Origin of the sequence: Bradyrhizobium sp. 170 (assembly GCF_023101085.1) — a bacterium.
GTDB lineage: Bacteria > Pseudomonadota > Alphaproteobacteria > Rhizobiales > Xanthobacteraceae > Bradyrhizobium.
Map to the genome: position 1 here is coordinate 6747785 of NZ_CP064703.1, position 17135 is coordinate 6764919.

15 protein-coding genes are annotated in these 17135 nt (G+C 59.9%); 5 read left to right on the plus strand and 10 right to left on the minus strand.

The annotated features are described in order from the left end of the window. Positions 1-50: 50 nt before the first annotated feature. Positions 51-803 (minus strand): class I SAM-dependent methyltransferase, encoded by a 753-nt coding sequence (locus IVB05_RS31560; protein ID WP_247779929.1) that lies wholly within the window; start codon positions 801-803, stop codon positions 51-53. Between the two features lie 130 nt (positions 804-933). On the opposite strand from IVB05_RS31560, the gene IVB05_RS31565 reads away from it, so the two are divergent. Continuing rightward, complete coding sequence (locus tag IVB05_RS31565; RefSeq protein WP_247779930.1) at positions 934-1707, plus strand: class I SAM-dependent methyltransferase; 774 nt, start codon at positions 934-936, stop codon at positions 1705-1707. A 190-nt stretch (positions 1708-1897) separates the two neighbouring features. Here the strand turns inward: IVB05_RS31565 and IVB05_RS31570 are convergent, their stop codons facing one another. The 9 genes from IVB05_RS31570 to pseG all read right to left on the minus strand — a co-directional run bounded on the left by IVB05_RS31570 (position 1898) and on the right by pseG (position 12347). After that, a complete protein-coding gene (locus IVB05_RS31570) occupies positions 1898-2752 on the minus strand; it encodes a hypothetical protein (RefSeq protein ID WP_247779931.1) in 855 nt (284 codons plus the stop codon). After that, on the minus strand, positions 2749-4170 hold the full coding sequence (locus IVB05_RS31575) for a DUF6418 domain-containing protein (RefSeq protein WP_247779932.1): 1422 nt from the start codon (positions 4168-4170) through the stop codon (positions 2749-2751). Before IVB05_RS31575 ends, IVB05_RS31570 begins: the two co-directional genes overlap by 4 nt. A gap of 91 nt (positions 4171-4261) precedes the next feature. Further along, the gene (locus IVB05_RS31580; protein ID WP_247779933.1) at positions 4262-5128 is read right to left on the minus strand and encodes a class I SAM-dependent methyltransferase; all 867 of its coding nucleotides are present in this window, start codon (positions 5126-5128) and stop codon (positions 4262-4264) included. Positions 5129-5202: 74 nt separating this feature from the next. Then, entirely contained in the window at positions 5203-6087 is an 885-nt protein-coding gene (locus IVB05_RS31585; protein WP_247779934.1) for a hypothetical protein, read from the minus strand. Positions 6088-6252: 165 nt separating this feature from the next. Further along, the gene (locus IVB05_RS31590; RefSeq protein ID WP_247779935.1) at positions 6253-7764 is read right to left on the minus strand and encodes a teichoic acid transporter; all 1512 of its coding nucleotides are present in this window, start codon (positions 7762-7764) and stop codon (positions 6253-6255) included. Between the two features lie 2 nt (positions 7765-7766). Beyond that, a complete protein-coding gene (locus IVB05_RS31595) occupies positions 7767-9170 on the minus strand; it encodes a surface carbohydrate biosynthesis protein (protein ID WP_247779936.1) in 1404 nt (467 codons plus the stop codon). Further along, positions 9163-10272 carry a pseudaminic acid synthase gene (gene pseI / locus IVB05_RS31600; protein WP_247779937.1) on the minus strand — a complete coding sequence of 370 codons (1110 nt, stop codon included), beginning with the start codon at positions 10270-10272 and terminating at the stop codon, positions 9163-9165. Before pseI ends, IVB05_RS31595 begins: the two co-directional genes overlap by 8 nt. Continuing rightward, positions 10265-10852, minus strand: a complete 588-nt coding sequence (locus IVB05_RS31605; RefSeq protein WP_247779938.1) for a formyltransferase family protein — start codon at positions 10850-10852, stop codon at positions 10265-10267. The genes pseI and IVB05_RS31605 overlap by 8 nt, the downstream gene beginning before the upstream one ends. A gap of 193 nt (positions 10853-11045) precedes the next feature. Next, positions 11046-12347: a UDP-2,4-diacetamido-2,4,6-trideoxy-beta-L-altropyranose hydrolase gene (gene pseG, locus IVB05_RS31610; RefSeq protein ID WP_247779939.1), complete on the minus strand. Its 1302-nt coding sequence runs from the start codon at positions 12345-12347 to the stop codon at positions 11046-11048. A gap of 44 nt (positions 12348-12391) precedes the next feature. Here pseG and IVB05_RS31615 point away from each other — a divergent pair, with 44 nt between their 5' ends. From IVB05_RS31615 to IVB05_RS31630, 4 genes are all read left to right on the plus strand, one after another. Next, positions 12392-13798, plus strand: coding sequence for a capsule biosynthesis protein (locus IVB05_RS31615; protein WP_247779940.1), 1407 nt, complete (start codon positions 12392-12394; stop codon positions 13796-13798). Positions 13799-13809: 11 nt separating this feature from the next. Next, the gene (locus IVB05_RS31620) at positions 13810-14559 is read left to right on the plus strand and encodes a glycosyltransferase family 2 protein (RefSeq protein ID WP_247779941.1); all 750 of its coding nucleotides are present in this window, start codon (positions 13810-13812) and stop codon (positions 14557-14559) included. Between the two features lie 215 nt (positions 14560-14774). Then, entirely contained in the window at positions 14775-15740 is a 966-nt protein-coding gene (locus IVB05_RS31625; protein WP_247779942.1) for a UDP-glucuronic acid decarboxylase family protein, read from the plus strand. Positions 15741-15945: 205 nt separating this feature from the next. Beyond that, positions 15946-17121, plus strand: a complete 1176-nt coding sequence (locus tag IVB05_RS31630; protein WP_247779943.1) for a hypothetical protein — start codon at positions 15946-15948, stop codon at positions 17119-17121. Positions 17122-17135: the final 14 nt, after the last annotated feature.

Consider the following 17135-nt stretch of genomic DNA (forward strand, 5'->3'; position numbering starts at 1 on the left):
AATGCTGGGCGAAATTAACCGCAAAGGGCAAGGAGTCTTCGTGGATTCAATCACTTAAGATACGCAATGATCAAACCAGTCATATCATTGACCATCAACCGGCCGATGTTTCTGGTAACATTCATTTCAGGTGGAATACGGAAGTATTCGACTCGCGCGACCTCGGGCATCGACTCATACTCGGCTACGTAATCGCGCACCCACCTGTCGGACAAGAACGACGATCGCCAATTCCGCCCGTTCTGGAGATCAGCCGGGGTCCATGCATGATACTCCACATGCACGATGGCCTTCCGCGCCATCTTCAAAGCCTGCTGCTTGGCGGCGGCGAATATATCGTCGTTCACATGCATTGTAGCGCCGCAACTAAACACGATATCAACAGGGCCGATACCGTTGCGTGCGAGCACCCCTTCCAAGTCAGACATGGAGCCAGCCATCAAGCGAGCTTCACATCCCGTCGGCATATTCTGCGTTCCCCACTTTACGGCGTTCTCGTTGAGTTCCACTCCGTAAAGTCTGATCTGGGCGTTTGCCTTCCAAATGGCGTGGAGGTTCGCGCCGACATTGGAACCGAGCTCCAATACCGACGTGGGAGCCAGAGAAACGAGCTTGGCGGCGAGCCAGTCTCTCAAGGGCGACGGCCTTGCATAGTCCTTGAATACAGCCTCGGCCCCTTCAGTCCTCCAAAAATCCTGCCAAGTGGTGGATGTCTTGGCGCGTATCAAGACAGGCAATGGACCAATATTTGTAACGGCTCGCCAAAGCGCGGTCCTTGGATGGAAGTTCGACAATCGGAACAAGACAAGTTCTCCGCCACTGGCTCCATGGTGAAACCCGACCTAAGCACGACAATAAGGTGCCGGTAAATAGCTCACGCTTGCCTGTATGCTGCTACACCGATAGGAACAAGGGGTTCTAAGGGAGTTTGTCTTGCCGTCCCCCCGCAGTCCGCGCTCGCACTGTCCTATTTGCAAAGGTACCCGGTTCGACCCGAAGCTTGGCCTGACCCGGTCGGGTGAGAGCTTCGAGATCGTGACCTGCAGCGATTGCGGTTTCATCTTTGTAGTCGATCCCGAAGCTGACACCGCCAATCATATCGACATCGAAAAAATCGGATGGGCATTCAGGCCCCGCCATCACCAGATACGCCGGCTGTTGCTCTCTCATCTTGCTGCCGGGAGCCGGATCATAGAAATCGGCTGCGGGCGTGGTGAAGTCGGCTATCTCATGCGGAACGATCCGGTTGAGTACATCGGCTACGAGCCCGCCAGAGGGCTTTCAGATTTTGGCATTCGCGCCGGCGTACCGATCACCCAGACGACTTTTGAGGGCAACCAGCGTGCCGACGCGCTTGTGATCGACAATGTGCTGGAACATGTAGCCCATCCCGCCGAAATGCTGGAGATCGCCGCCGGCGCCTTGAATCCGGGCGGGATACTCATCGTGATCACGCCGAACGTGAACGACATACGCGCGCTTTCCCCGAGCTGGAGAAAGCGTCATTTGTGGGTACCGCCGGACCATATCAATTTCTTCTCGGCGGCAGATATTGCCGCAATGTTCGCGCGCGCCGGAATGTCGCCAAGGCGTTTCAAGTTTGCTCCGCTTTCACTTCAGGATTTCAAGTTCTATGTCCGCGCGTTGGCGGAAACGGCCGGCCTCTCGATATTCGGCCATAATGTCTATGCCGTCAAAGGGCATTGAGCCTCATAGTTTGGCAGCCGCAAATCGGAGAGTGTCAGCAAGGAAGGCTCGATGAATCGGTGCAACACTACGACGACACAATCGTCGACGCGAATGGTGCAGAATTCGATGCCCAAAACGCGCCCCGCAAGTCCCTCGCGAGCAATGATTTCTTCAAGTGAGAATCGCGACAGAGATCAGCGAAGGCTTTCTAAGCCGAGCGAACAGCCTTCGACCCGCGAAGTACGACGCCGAGAAGAACGATCATGAACATGGCTCCGCCTGCCAGAAGCGCCATCGTAGCCGGCCGAAGCGCGAATCCTGGCAATACAAAAACATCATCGAGAAGCGTGGTTGGATAGGTTTTCCAGGCTCCAAGCTTCGCGGAAAGCGCGTGCCGTTCGGCCTTCGCCGCAGTCAGCCGCTGTTCATTACGCGAGATGAGATCGGCCAACCACACTCTTCTCATCACGAGCGATGTCGGGTCGATGGACGCCCCTTGCGCATTTTCCTTTATCAGGGCGGATAACGAGTCCCTGGTCTCAAGCAGGCCGGTGATCGTCGCATCGATGGTCGCAAGCTGCTCCTTGATGTCCGCTTCGAGCGGTTCTCTAATCTTGCGCTGCTCCTCGTCCAGAAGTCTTACCACCGTGGCCGCAGCGGCACGCGCCTGCTGAACATCGGTTGCGCGCACAGTCACCGCGAGGGTATCGGCGGTTTCCTGCTTTGCGGCCAGGCTTTGAAAAATCAGTCGCGCAGTCCGATCGCTGGCGACAGGGTGCAAGCCCATCGCCTCGATTACACGGTGCTTGAACGAAGGGGAATTCAATCGGGAAACCACGCCCGTGACGCTCACGGTTTCCGTGCCATCCACTCTTCCTATTCGAACGTTGCCCTGCGCTGTATAGACGGCCGGAAGCTGCTGGGCGGCCAGATATGCGATCGTCATCGCGACGAGCGGCAGCAGTATCGTTAAAAGCAGATGCTCCCGTATGGCCCGGTAAAGGAACATAAATAGCCCACCCAGATATTGATCGCCGGGCACCGTGGCTGTCGGACCGCTCATGTCGTTGCCTTTTTCTCCGGACCAGAGATCGAGGGGGACAAAACCAGACTCGACCTCCACTTGTCTTCGGTTACATACACTACCAGAGCGACAGAAACTTTGAACAGGAAAGTCACCTGAATGTACGAATTGACCATCCCCGAGACCATGGTGACCGACAGCGCGAATAATATCGGCGTCAGAAAAAAGCACGTCGCAAAACGCTCCTGCACGATGCACCGCGTCACCAGGAACATGAATTCAGAGAACACGATTGCCGATAGCGCGACCAACACAAAGCCACCGACCGGACCACCCAACTCGAAAAAAACCTCCGGCCACCCGCCGGTGTAAGCCGATCCCTGCGCGATGATGAAATGGGCGCGGACGACAGGTAGCGCCTGTTCCATCAGGAACTGCATGGTCGAGTTGCGGGACGGATCAAACGGGTCGACGAACAATTTGTAAGCCGCGAGCATTCCGTCCCAGTCACCTCGAAGGAACACGCGCTCAAAGGTCATCCACCACATCTCGCCCTGCTGAACCAGGATACGCTGCGAAAGCTTCGCAAGCAGTTCCCCTCCTTCGCCGCGAACGACGACATAGGAATAGACCACGGCGGCGGCGATCAGGAGCGACAGCGGCACTGCGGCGGCCGCGAGCCAACGCAGTATCTTTCTTGACAGCATTTCACCGAGGGACGGCGACCTTGCTTCACGCCCGATCAGGACCGCGCCGAGCGGCATGATAAAGAACGAGGTGTACGCATAAAGGGATGAAAATCGGTGGCCAGCCAGAAACAGGTACAGGATCAGCGTTCCGAACAATACGCCGAACCGCCAATCTGACGGCCTGTTGTGTAACAAGGGCACCGAGAAAAATATTCCGAGCTGGAACGCAAGCATTGGCCCCCATTCCAGCAGGCGATGATGCAGAGGGCCGCCATGCAGCCGCGAGTAGTCAAAGCGTTCGATTCCTGCGAACAGCGGGATCGGGCCTCTTATCAATAGCTCCAGCCACAGTGCGACGACAAAAAGAGCGACAGCCAGGAACGCAAGGTCAGAGAGCGAAAATCGTCCGGGGGGCAGCCAGCTTGCCAGGCCCGATTCGTCCGGGCCGACCAGTTGCCGCACCCGCTCCCATCGAAACGAAAACAGCAGCGCGATGACGACGATCCCCTGCGCCATCGCAATCGGCAAGGCGGAAACACCGGGGCCGATCTCAGATGCCAACTGATCGGAAAAAATCGGCCCGAACACATCGATGTAGAGAACCGAGGCGAGCCTCCAGGCAAAAGCAAATAGAACAAAGAACAAGATCATGCCGAGCCCGGGACGCTTGACTGCGATCCACAGACCGACGCTCAGGAAAATGGCGACCGCTGTCACACTCGCCAACGCGGCAATCAGAGAATCAGAGGCAACCGCTGAAGCTGTCACGCCATTCCCCCATCCGATTCGCAAATCCAGCATAAGTCAGAGGCGCCGGACGCCTGTTTCTTATGAGTCCGGACAGCGAAGCAACGAACTGTCAGCGAGGCTCCCAGGCATACAAAAGCCCATCATTGTGCAAGGTAGGTGCAAACCCCATGCGTTCCCGGGCTAGGATGCGGATTCGCCCCTGCGCATCCAGCGTGTCGAGCAATTTGAAGAGACGCGTCTGATAGTCCATCGACCGAATATAAACGCGGCTGGCGAGGTCACGCGGCTGAGACAGGTTAAGCATGTCGACGCCCGGCTCGATATTCACCACGCGGGCCGGCCTTGCCCGAATGATGTTTTCGATTACCGCTTCCACAGCATAAGGAATCTGCTCGATACAGAAATACGTGAAAACGGTGCCGCCCGCCAGCTCGCTGAAATGCGGATCGCCGGCATCGGTGAGGTCGATCCGGTCGAAACTCACGCGGTCGCCAAGCTGGAAATGGCTCGCGATCTGCTGACCCGCCTCGATGCCATTTGGCGCAATATCGTAGCCGCGCAGCTTGCTCCAGTGCGGGTCGAGGCTCAGCGAGAACAGGTTGTAGCCATACCCTGCGCCGAGTTCGATGAGTGAGGTCGCGGGGCTGGAACACCGCTTGATGAGCTCCGAGAGCACACCGATCCGGTAGCGATAGTAGTCGCGAGTGGGGATCCGGACGATTCGACCATCCACCTTCGCAAGACGCGGAGCGGTGTTCTGCCCGACGAGGAACTCTTCCAGCGTTGCCGCGCCGATCCAGGCGCGCTGGTTGAGCACCCGGTCCCACTCGCCGGAATTATATTCGGAATCGACGACATCGTGCGTCCGCCGCACGTTCTTGAAAGCGAGTCGGCGAAGACTGCGCGCGAGATCGATGGTATAGGCCCGCGACAAATCCAATCTCGACGCCGGCGTCACGTCTGGCTCGAACTTCACGAAATTCCCCCTCGGCAATACCGGATTCAACGAAACCCAGACCGAATCCTGCATGCGGCGACCGGCGTAACCGATCAAAGGCCCAAGATCAATTTCTGCAGGGCCGATGTGCCCGGTGCAGGCGAGAAAGGCCGGTTCCTTGCCCCCGGATACATCCGCGGAAAAGCAAAGAACGTGGCGGTGTACAGCAGTCTTCCATGCCCAGGCGCCATCCGGCTCCCCATGTGGAGGCATTTCGCGGTGTCCACCATGAACGACGCAAGACGCGGCGCCTTCATCACCTTGACGTCCTCCCGCGGAACTTTTTCGAACACCTGATCGTCGGGGAAATGGCTGCCCAGAAGCGGAAAGCCGAATTTGTCGGTTGATTGTCGTGGCAGGAACGTGAACGGCCCGTCGCCGTCTTCCTCGACATCCGTGAGATAGCTGAACAGCTTTATCACCCTGACGTCATCATGGTCGCGGTGCCAGAGCTGCGAAGAGGCAAGCTGCTCGCCGGTATGGCGCGAATAGGACAGCAAAACATAGTCGAGCCAGGGAATTTCGCCGAGTGCCGTTGCGACTACATTGACTACCGCCGGTTGCAACGCATACTGAACGAAGATATTGTCGGCACTAAGCTTGCCATCTTTCATCTCGGCGTCGAGCAACCGAACCCAAAACTTTTTCCAGTTCGAGGTTTGCTTGGCTTCAGCCGTCTCGATGTCGTCAAGTTTCGCCTTGCCGGCATTCGCGAACGGCTGCTGCAGGGCCGGATCCATCAGCTCGGTGACAACGGCATAGCCATTGCGATTCAATTCGTCGGCACAGCTTCTTTCAGCCGCAGTAACATTCAGGAGCTGAGCCTGGCGCCTGCGTTCCCGCTTCTCGCCAAGATGCCATGCACTGACACCGGACTTGACTGCATAACGCAGCGGCGAGCGGTTAACATGCCAAAGCGCTCTGGACACCAATCCCATCTGGACGCACCCATTCCCCTCGAAGATTAGGCACATCATTGGACCTGAAACGGCCTGGAACGTGCGGCCATTTCCTAGCAAAATCAACCAGCAGGAGCAAGCAGCCGGCGCTGTCACACCGGAGCGGGAGCCTTGATTCGGTCGAAGAAGCGGTGAATTCCGCAATCAGGAACGCGGGCCAATCGCGCGGGCAAACCTGCCGAACATCGCACGATCGTTCCCCGAGAGGATGATCACCCCACTCAGTGCCCAAGCGATCATGCAGCTAAGCCCGCCCACGATCGCTAGAGCCACCAGACTGCCCGGATAAAAATACGCCTTGGTGACAGCAACGACGATGGCAAGCATCAATGCGACAAGCATCTGCCTGCCAAGCACACCCCAGAACAACGAGCGAGGAAGTTCCATCCGCAAGAGCATGTGGTGGGCGATAAAGGGCGCAAGAGCGACGTAGGAAACCACCCACCCCAGGATAAACGCCCGCTCACGGAACCAGAAGAGGGTAAGCCCCGTTACCAGATACTGCACAATGACCTGCAAATAGAGCAGCCGGTTATTGAAGCGAAGAAAGTCAGACCTCACCATCAAGGCCGTTTGCCCCGGGCCGAGGATCGCAGCTACCGCAGGTATGAACATCGAGAGAGCGAGCCAGGGCCATTGGTCGGAAAACTGCGGTCCAACCCAGACTTTCAGTATCTCCTCCGAAAAGAGCGCCATCACGACCAGCGTCGGAACGATAATGGCCCCCGGCAATACGAGGCCGTTGCGGCCAAGTATCTGGAGCCGCCGCGTGTCGGTGGCCTCATCGATGTGGGTAGAGATCGGGAGAATCGCGGAGTGAAGCGGCGCCATCGTTGCTTTCAAGAAGCGCGCCAGCCGGGTGATCAAGTCAAAGGTCCCGACCTCGACCGGGCTGTAAAGAGCACCGATTGCGAGAGGAACCAGGGTCTGCTGAAACGTACCGGCAATGCGGTTATTGAACATGAGCCAGCAGCGATGAAACACGTCCTTGCTGCTCGATGCCGTCCATGACCGGAGCCGGAGCGACGTTCCGACCGCGGCGCGGCAAACGACCGCCGCAAGCACGAAATATTTGGTCACGATCATCGCGAGATAGGAATAGGCCACCCACTCGAACGGAGCACCACGCCACACGAGCGTGTAGACGGCTGCAACATACAGCACGTTGCTGCCGATCTCGGTTATACGTAGCCAGCCGTACTGCTCGAATCCCTTGAGCGTGCCTTCCGCGATCAGACCAAGAAAGACAATCGGAAGCGCCAGCGCGGTGACCCGGAGAATAGCAACAAATGCCGCGATCTGGTCGGGCGCGACCTTGAAGATCGCCGTGAGCTGAAACGCCGCGCTCCAGAGTATGACGCCGGAAGCGGTCCCGACGGCAGCGGCGATCGCGGCAAGCAGCGACACTTTTTCGCCCGCAACGACCCAATCGCCAACGCGCCCCCTGGCGACGACCTGGGTCGTCGTTTCCGAAACCCCGAAATCGAGCAGCGCCAGAAACCCTGTCGGCAGGAACGCGCGACTGAGCACGATCAACCCCAGCACCGCCAGGCCATATGACTTTGCAATCAATCCGACCGCGAACAGGCCGAGCACACCCGCCAGCGCATAGGCGGCGGCGGAAATTGCTGTGTTCTGCACGAATCGGCGCAGCACGATCAGCTCGCTTCCGTTAGTCGCAGGCTTGCGCCGCTCAACGACCAGGACATTCGTCGCGAGTTACCGGTGACCCGTTGAGCGACAAAATTTCGGCCATCGCCTGCAGCGGCGCAAACGCGCTGCAGGACCGAATTCACCAGCTCGGGCCCGAACGCCTTGCCAAGACGGCGGCGTTCGTTTTCCGGGGCGCTGTAGCTGCGGCGGAGCGCTGAGCTTGCCTTGTAGCCGAGAATGCGCCGGACCGTCTCCGCCGCACTACCGCGGAGTGACGGCCGCTCCAGCTTGGGCGTGCCGCGATTTCCACCGCGTGCCGCAGCGATCGCATCGAGAACCGCCGTCGTGACGCGCGACGAGTTCGCCCCGTCGACCGCAGTAAAGAGGTCGCTGATGATTTGCTGCCGAAATTGCTCGGTTTCCGCGGTAATCGGGGGCAACCGTCCGTCGAGTCTCTGCTGAACCAGTTCGATCAGATCAGACTCGGATTCAGCGCCGCGGCTCACCTGGGTCGCGGCATCCAGCCGCAAGGACGGCGTGTTGAACCACTCCATGCTCAGGGGCTCCACCTTCAGCATGGTCGCCTCGATCGCGGTGGAGCAATTCTGATGAATCAACAGCCGCGCCCCGCTGATCCATTCCAGCGACGTACCGTCCTGGCGTACATGAAAATTCGGCAGTTCAGCGAGCGCGTCATAGGAGGCGATGTTCTCGAACGGATGCGGACGCAGGACGAACTGGACATCGGTGAAGTGCTTCGCCAGCCTGGTCGATGTCTCCAGTACCGACCGATACGCCTTGCGGGCGTCGATGACGAACTGCCGCGCGAACTCCCGCGAAAAACCCGCCTGCACCATCGTCTCTTCTTCATCCGATGAACCATCGGAAAACCGCGGATTGGCGACGGGAAAGTTGGTGTTGATGAGGACGTAGCCAGGCTCGACCGACGGTTTGGGAAGCGCGGCGCGCCAGGGCGAGGCGCAGAAATCGTAGCGGGGGCATCCCGTCGCGCGAAGCAGCGCCGCCGGCACCGTGCCGCGACGCAAGAACGCCGCGTGCTGCGCCTGGCCCCAGACGCAATAGAGATCCACGAGATCGGTGCAGCCGACGCTCTTGACCATCTCGGCAAACTGATCCGGGTTCTTGCCGCCGATGCCTTCGGTATCGAGCACGCCGACCAGAATTCCCGCGCGCTTGTAGGACTTGATCAGATCGGCGTTGTTGGGCCGCGTATAGTTCACCAGCACCATATCCGGGCGCAGCGCCGGTACGTCGAAGCCCTGCTCATACATGGGTACCAAGGTTGCGGTCACCCCCTTGGCCGCGAGCTGCCGACCCAGCAACACCAGTCCCTCGAGATCGCGAAGCGGGTTATCGACGATCAGGCAGACATGCGGCTTGTCAGGCACGAGCGCCCCTCGGCAATTCCTGCGACGGCGCCGCATTGTCGTCGGCCGACGTCAAGAGCTCCCAGCTCATCGGCGTGCCGCGGCGCACCGCGCGGCCGACACGCTTGCCGATCAGTGTCTCGAAATATTTGGGCGGCAGGCCAAGGCCGGGGCGGATGATTCTCAGGTTATCTTCAGTCAGGGCGTCACCGGGGGCGAGGTCCTCAGCCACGTACAGCGAGCGGCGGAAGATCAGCGACTTCTGCTCTTTTTCGGTCAATCCGTAGTAGACTTGGCCAAGTGCCAGCCAGGCGCGCTCGGTCTCGACCACCAGCGCCGCCATTTCGTCCGGCTCCATGGAGAACGTCGAATCGACTCCGCCGTCGGCGCGCGACAGCGTGAAATGCTTCTCGATGACGCTGGCGCCGAGTGCGATGCTCGCAACCCCCGCTCCGATGCCAAAGGTGTGATCCGACAGCCCCACCTCGCAACCGAACAACGCGCGCATATGCGGGATCGTCAGGAGGTTGGTGTCGGATGCCGCCGCCGGATAGGTGCTCGTGCATTTGAGAAGCACCAGATCCTTGCAGCCGGCTTCCCTTGCGCAACGAACGGCTTCATCGATGTCGGCGACGGTCGCCATGCCGGTCGAGATGATCATCGGCTTGCCGGTCGCGGCAACCTTGCGAATGAGGGGCAGATCCGTGTTCTCGAACGACGCGATCTTGTAGCAGTCCACGCCGAGCTGCTCGAGAAAATCCACCGCTGACGCATCGAACGGCGTCGAAAACGGAATCATGCCGAGCAATCGCGCACGCTCAAAGATCGGAGCGTGCCATTCCCAGGGCGTATGCGCTTCCTGATAGAGCTTGTGGAGCGATCGGCCGCTCCACAGGCTGTTGGGATCGTCGATGAAAAACTCGTCGCGGCTGAGGTTCAGCGTCATCGTATCGGCGGTATAGGTTTGCAACTTCAGCGCATGCGCTCCGGACTTTGCCGCGGCATCGACGATTGCCAGCGCACGGTCGAGCGATTGATTGTGGTTGCCCGACATTTCCGCGATGATGAACGGCCGGTGCGAACGGCCGATCGCGCGGCCCGCAATCATGATCGTGTCACTCATCGGAAGCTCCCGCTTTTTCAATACGTACGAAGTAGCGATGGCCACGCAGGTCGAAGAATGCCGGAAAGCGCTGCGGGTCCGCCACCCTCAACAGGTCGAATTGTTCCACGATCGATCGTGCTGGATCGAGCCGGGAGTCCTCGGGCGTACGGCGCCGGTAGTAGCTTGGCGGCCGATCGTCCTGGGCTGTCGCCTGTCCAGACCCAATGACCTTGAGCGCGTGGTCCATCAATTCAAGCTCAATGGCGAACAGCGCTTCGTTGATTTCCTCGCACAGTTCATGCCCTTCGAGCACCAGATGCCGCTGCGCCCAGATGGCGCCGGTATCGACCGGGTCCTGCGCCTCGATCAGCGACACGACGATGCGATTCTTTCCCTCGAGGATCTGCCATATGTGCGGGGACCAGCCACGCCCTTCCGGAAGATCGCTCGCGTGAATGACAAGGGTCGCTCCGTATTTCTGCCGATCGCCGGGAGAGATGATCTCATGGCACGAGATGAGAAAGAGAACGTCCCCGCCGGTCAGCTCGCCTTTTTGCCGAACCAGTTCGACGCTGTGATTGGCCGCAGCGCCCCTCACCCACTGCTCCAGATGCGGATAGACGGGGTGCGTCGTGCTCGAGCAGAGAACTGAAACCTTCATTATCGACCATCACTGGCGATTCCGCGGAATTGTGGAACCCTGCCGGAGCGCAATTAGCATAGAAAATACGGTCAAACACCAATTAAGAGCGCCCGCGGTCGCCGCTGGAATTGGCCTCTATTGGCCGCCCTCAAGCCGCGTTTCCCTCGTCCGCCAGCCTTCGGCTGCCGGTCGGTTCTACGCCGTCCAGCGATTTCATCGCTTCCCGCACCCGGGAGGTACCCAGCCCGTCGACAAGGGCCGCTGCGGCCTCTCCCATCGCGCGGGTCCGCGCCGGATCGTCCAGCATCGACCGGAGGGTTCCCGCAATCTGATCCACCGTGACCGAGGGCGCCGAACCGAGATAGGCGACCGCGCCGCAACTGGCGAGTGCGGTCAACGCGCCGGTCTGATTGTCGGCGATATGAACCGCGATGGTCGGCAGCGCGAGACAGCAGCGCTCCCAGCTCATCACGCCGCCCGCCCCAATCGCGAGGTCTGCGCGCATCATCAGTTCGGCCATATTGTCCGCACCACGATGCAACTCGGCGAGCGGCATTTCCCGGCAAAGACCCGAAATCGAATCGGCGTGCGGATTGCTCAGGCCTATCGCGACGTCGACGGCAAGCCAAGGGAGCGACAGGCTTTTGATGACGGATAATGCCTTCGCGGTCTCATTGCCGGGATCGGAGCCGCCGTAGCACACGAGAATGCGGCTTACCTTGCCGCTGCGCCCCACCAGCGATTCGCGCTGCCCGGCGAATTCCGGGCGAAGCAATGCATAGGCCGGACCCAGCAGCGCCTGGCATATCGGAGGCAAGCGACCGCGGTAACGGTGTTCCATGTTCAGAACCAGGTTCTGGTCGAGCAGGATGTCGCAATCATGGTCCCGATCGGCAAGATCATCGATCGCAAGAATGCGCGGCACCCGCTTGCGCTGCATACGCTCCCACCTTGCATCGAGTGCATAGTGGTCGACGATGAGCCAGTCGACGGGCCCGATGCGATCGATCGCCTCCAACGTCTGCTCGGCGTCCTTTTGCCAGCTCGTCGGCAGCCAGCGCGCATGAGCGGTTCCGTCCGCCGCCAGAGCGTCCGGACGGCCCTCGGGATCGGGCAGCAGCCGCACGGAATGCTCCTCGCCTTCGATCAGGCGTGTCAGGCCGGCGGCATGGCTGCGCAACAGGAAGAATACGTTCGCACCGTCGTCGGCCAAGGCGCGGGCCAGACTGAGGCATCTCATGAGATGCCCCATGCCCATTTCGGTGAAAGCATCGACGCGGACTACGACCCGTTGCACCGCGTTCATCAAACTAGCCCTGGATATTTCCGGAACATCTGGTGGCGGAAGAGGTCGACCTGTCACAATAGCCGTGCTATCCGCCGACCCACGAACCAGCCGCCAATGTAAGATCCAGGTTGCGCCGAAGCGCCACTTGAACCATCGCACCACACTCTATAATCCCGGACACCAGCAAAGCAACATTCCGGCAAGGCATGCCCCCGCGCAACGACGACATTATCCTGATCACGACGCTGGCCGAATATCAGACCCGGTTCTGGATTCCCGTGGCGCAGCGATTGCGCAGCGCGGGGCGCGAGGTGCAGTTGCTCGCATTCGACGATCGCAGCGCGGAAATGGCGGAGGCGCAAGGCATCCCCGTCGTCAACATGTACCGGACCGGTCTTCAGGGGGGCGCGCCGGTGGAAGACCAGCGCGCCTTCGCTGCAAGGATCGTCGATTACGGTCTGGATGGAACGAACTTCCTGTTCAGCCACGAACGCGTCACGTTCGGCATTCGCGAGACTGCCGCGCTGCGCCGGCGGTTCATGATCTACACCAACGCGATGGAAGTCGCGCTCGATCGGTTGGCGGCCTCGGGCCGGCAGGCGGTTGCGGTTCAGGAGCTCGGCGGATTTCTCTCTGTCCTCGCCTGCTTCTACGCCGCGAAGAAGCGCGGTGTCCGGAACTGGTTCATCGAGCCATCGTTCTTTCGCGGCAGGCTCTATTATACGCCGGACAGCTTGGCCGCCCCCGATACGATGCGGACGCCTGCGGACGCGGTCTCCACTGAGGTGCGCGCCTACCTCGACGAAACCTTGCGGCAGCAATCCATTGTGATTCCGCAAAAGGACCGGCACCAATATTCGGCGGCGTTCAACAAGATCGCCAGCGCACGGAACGCACGCCGCCTGGTCGAGAAGCTCTGGGACCAGTTCGCACTCGGCAAGCATCAGGAGTTCGGACATAACCTCCGCCATGCCCGCGCGCATGCCGCCATGGCCGTGGGCGCAACGCGGCTGCGGAAACTCTATCGGGAGATGCCGGACACGCCGTTCGTCTACTACCCCCTGCACGTGCCAGCCGATATGGCGCTGACGCTTCGCTCGCCGGAATATCTCGATCAGGTCGCGACCATCGATTTCCTGCTGCGCACCATCCCGGATACGCACGTTCTTGTGGTGAAGGAGCATCCGGCCCAGATCGGCGCTATACCCGCCGGCCGCCTGTTCGAACTCGCGCGCCGCTTCGACAATTTCATCCTGCTGCCACCGCAGACCAACAATTACACCGTGCTTGGCCGCGCCGATGCGATCGTCTCGGTCAACAGCAAATCGGGCGCCGAAGCGGTGCTGCTCGGCAAGCCCGTCGTGGTGATGGGCGATGCGTTCTATCGCTCCTGCCCCCTTCTGTTCGCCGTCGATCGCCTGGCGGACGTTCCGCAGCGGCTTCGCGAGGCGCTGGCCGCACCGCCCTTCGACCCTGCCGACACCGCGCCCTATTTCGAAACCGCCTGGCGGCAATCGTTTCCCGGCGAACTTTATATCAGCGATCCCAAGCAGCTCGACACATTTGCGACTTCGTTGCTGTCTGCGATTGCCGAACCGCGCCGCGCGGATTGAAAGGCTTCTCCATGGCGCTCGTTTCGATCATCACCCCATCGTGGAACGTGGCGCGGCTGATCGGCGAGACCATTGCATCAGTTCAGGCCCAGACGATGACGGACTGGGAGCTATTGATCGCCGATGACTGCTCGACGGACCAGACAGCCGCAATCGTGGCAAGCCACGCGGCGCAGGATCCGCGGGTCAAGCTGATCCGCCAGCCTCGTAACGGAGGCCCGGCGCTTGCCCGCCAGGCCGCGATCGAGCAGGCGCAGGGCCGCTTCATCGCGTTTCTCGACAGCGACGACCTGTGGCTGCCCGCCAAGCTCGAGCGGCAGATCGCCTTCGCGCAGCAAAAGCGTGCGGCGTTGAGCTATACGGCGTTTCGCCGCATCAATGAGACGGGATCGGTCACCGGCCGCCTGATCGAGATGCCGGCCTCGTTGAACTATGAGCAGTTGCTGAAGAACACCTCGATCGCCACCCTGACGGCGCTCGTCGACCGCGACGTCGCGGGCAACATTGCCATGAAGAACGAACCGTATGACGATTTCTGCCTCTGGCTGAGCATCCTCAAGCCGGGACATGTTGCCCACGGGCTCAACGAGGATCTCGCCCGCTACCGCGTGCGAGGCAGCTCAGTCTCCAGCCGCCCGCTCCGGTCCGCCGGGTGGGTCTGGCACATCTACCGCAACGTGGAGCAGCTTTCGCCGATCAAATCCGCATGGTGCTTCGCGCACTGGGGCGCGCGCGCCTGGCTGAAGCGGCGAGAGTTCTGATGACCGACAGGCCGGGCCACTGACCTTGCGGGAAGTGCCTTGCTGCAAAAACCATTGAGTGGTTCCTTCAAGGACTTAACGGGGATATCATTACTATTATACCTCCACAGCGGACAATGCTATTGGCGAACTTTGCCGTTGCCGATACCACTCCGGCTGCCCGTCACAGGACGTAAAGCAAGCCAGCCGCTCGAAGCGGCAACCCGGGAATCATGATGGCGTTTGACCGAAACTACAAAGACAGCCGCATCCTCATCACCGGCGGCGCAGGCTTCATCGGATCCCATCTCAGTGAACGGCTGCTCGCCGCGGGCGCAGAAGTGGTGTGTGCGGACAACTACTTCACCGGCAGCCGCAAGAACATTGCGCATCTGCTGTCAAACCCGATGTTCGAAGCGATCCGGCACGATGTGACGTTTCCGCTCTACATCGAGGTCGACGCGATCTTCAACCTGGCCTGCCCGGCCTCCCCGATCCATTATCAGCGCGATCCGGTGCAGACCACCAAGACCAGCGTGCATGGCGCAATCAACATGCTCGGCCTCGCCAAGCGTCTGCGGGCGCCGATCTTTCAGGCCTCGACCAGCGAGGTCTATGGCGATCCCCTGATCCATCCGCAAACCGAGGATTACTGGGGCAACGTCAATCCGATCGGGATTCGCTCCTGTTACGACGAGGGCAAGCGCTGCGCCGAGACCCTGTTTTTCGACTATTGGCGGCAACATGCCCTGCCGATCAAGGTTGCGCGCATCTTCAATACCTATGGTCCGCGGATGCAGCCAAACGACGGCCGGGTCGTTTCATCCTTCATCGTCCAGGCGCTGAAGGGCGACCCGATCACCGTGTTCGGCGACGGCGGCCAAAGCCGCTCGTTCTGCTATGTCGACGACCTCGTCGAAGCGATTACCCGGCTGATGCTGACCGGCGAAGACTGCACCGGACCGATCAATCTCGGCAACAATTCGGAATTCACCATTCTGGAACTGGCCGAGAAAGTGATCAGTTATACGAATTCGCGCTCGAAGCTCATTTTCAAGCCGTTGCCGCAGGATGATCCGCGGCAACGCCAGCCCGATCTCTCCAAAGCGAAGGCGCTGCTGAATTGGGAACCGAAGGTCGCGCTCGCCGATGGTCTGAAGGAGACCATCGCCTATTTCAGGCGCTCGCTCGAACTGTCGTAGGTCGGACAGAGCCAATTTCGTTTCGGTTACCCCGCGTGGCGGCGCGATGTCGATGATGCATTCGTCAGAAAGCAAGCGCGCTCCGGACATTATGGAACGCATTCGGCTGGTATCCGGCTCGCGCCTCAGCCTGTACGTGCTGGTATGCCTTCATATCGTCATTTGCTGCACCTCGCTGGCACAGGTTGCGCATTGGCAGTCGTACATGTTGTACGACGCTGCGCGGGCCAACTACGCGATTGCTGCGGTCGGAGCGTTTTCTGTCGTCTCGCTGTTTTTCATATTCGCCCGCTTCAGCTTTGGTTACTTCGTCGGCTTCAGCCTGTTCACGATGATACTCGGCTTCATCTGGCTCAACAACTTCTCCAAATTCAACTACGATCACCGACTGGCGGGCCTTTCGGCCGCCGCTTCGGCGGTGCTGTTTCTGTTTCCCGCCCTCCTCGTCAAGGCGCCCGCCAAACAGACGTACGTGCTGTCGCCTCGCGCCCTCGAATACTTTCTGATGTTCATTCTGGTGCTGGCGCTGGGCACGATCGTCGCGGCCTCACTCTACAATTTCAGACTGGTGTCGATCAGGCAGATCTACGATTTTCGCAACGAACTCTACTTTCCGGCGCCGGTACGTTACCTGACCGGAATTGTGTCCACCGTGCTGCTGCCGTTCGCCTGCGCCTGTTATCTGGCGCTCAATCGCCGCTGGTGGGCTGCCGTGCCCCTCCTCCTGATGCTGCTTTTCTATCCGATCACGCTCAGCAAGTTTGCGCTTTTTTCAACAGCGTGGGTCATTATCGTGCTGGTGCTGTCGAGGATTTTCGAGGCCAGGGCCGCGACTATTCTGGCGATCTTCCTGCCGATGCTTCTCGGCGTGATCCTGATGGCATGGTACCTCAACCGCTATACGCTGTATTATTTCGGCCTGGTGAATATCCGGATGATGGCAACCCCATCCAGCGCCATGGACATCTACAGCGACTTCTTCTCAAGTCACCCGCTCACCCGGTTCTGCCAGATATCGTTCCTGAAACCGCTGATGAGCTGCCCCTATCAGGAGCAGCTATCGATCGTGATGGAAAAGGCATACCAGATCGGCAACATCAACGCCTCGCTGTTTGCGACAGAGGGTATCGCCTCGGTCGGATTGTATTTCGCGCCGCTGGTGGCACTGCTGTGCGGCTTTGTGATCGCGCTCGGCAATCGCGTGTCGGCCGGACTGCCGCCGGGATTCGTGCTGATCTCGGCTGCGCTGCTTCCCCAAACCTTTCTCAATGTGCCCTTTGCGACGGCATTATTGACACATGGCGCCGGGTTCCTGTTTCTGCTGTGGTACATCATGCCGCGCACGATGTTCGATCGAAAGATCGAAGCGGCGGCTTCGTGACAGAGGGGTTTTCG

Coding starts and splice junctions, on each gene's coding strand:
- IVB05_RS31570 (WP_247779931.1), bottom strand. CDS start 2,752: ATGAGCGGTCCGACAGCCACGGTGCCCGGCGATCAATATCTGGGTGGG.
- IVB05_RS31585 (WP_247779934.1), bottom strand. CDS start 6,087: ATGGGATTGGTGTCCAGAGCGCTTTGGCATGTTAACCGCTCGCCGCTG.
- pseI (WP_247779937.1), bottom strand. CDS start 10,272: ATGAGTGACACGATCATGATTGCGGGCCGCGCGATCGGCCGTTCGCAC.
- IVB05_RS31615 (WP_247779940.1), top strand. CDS start 12,392: ATGCCCCCGCGCAACGACGACATTATCCTGATCACGACGCTGGCCGAA.
- IVB05_RS31620 (WP_247779941.1), top strand. CDS start 13,810: ATGGCGCTCGTTTCGATCATCACCCCATCGTGGAACGTGGCGCGGCTG.
- IVB05_RS31625 (WP_247779942.1), top strand. CDS start 14,775: ATGGCGTTTGACCGAAACTACAAAGACAGCCGCATCCTCATCACCGGC.
- IVB05_RS31630 (WP_247779943.1), top strand. CDS start 15,946: ATGTTGTACGACGCTGCGCGGGCCAACTACGCGATTGCTGCGGTCGGA.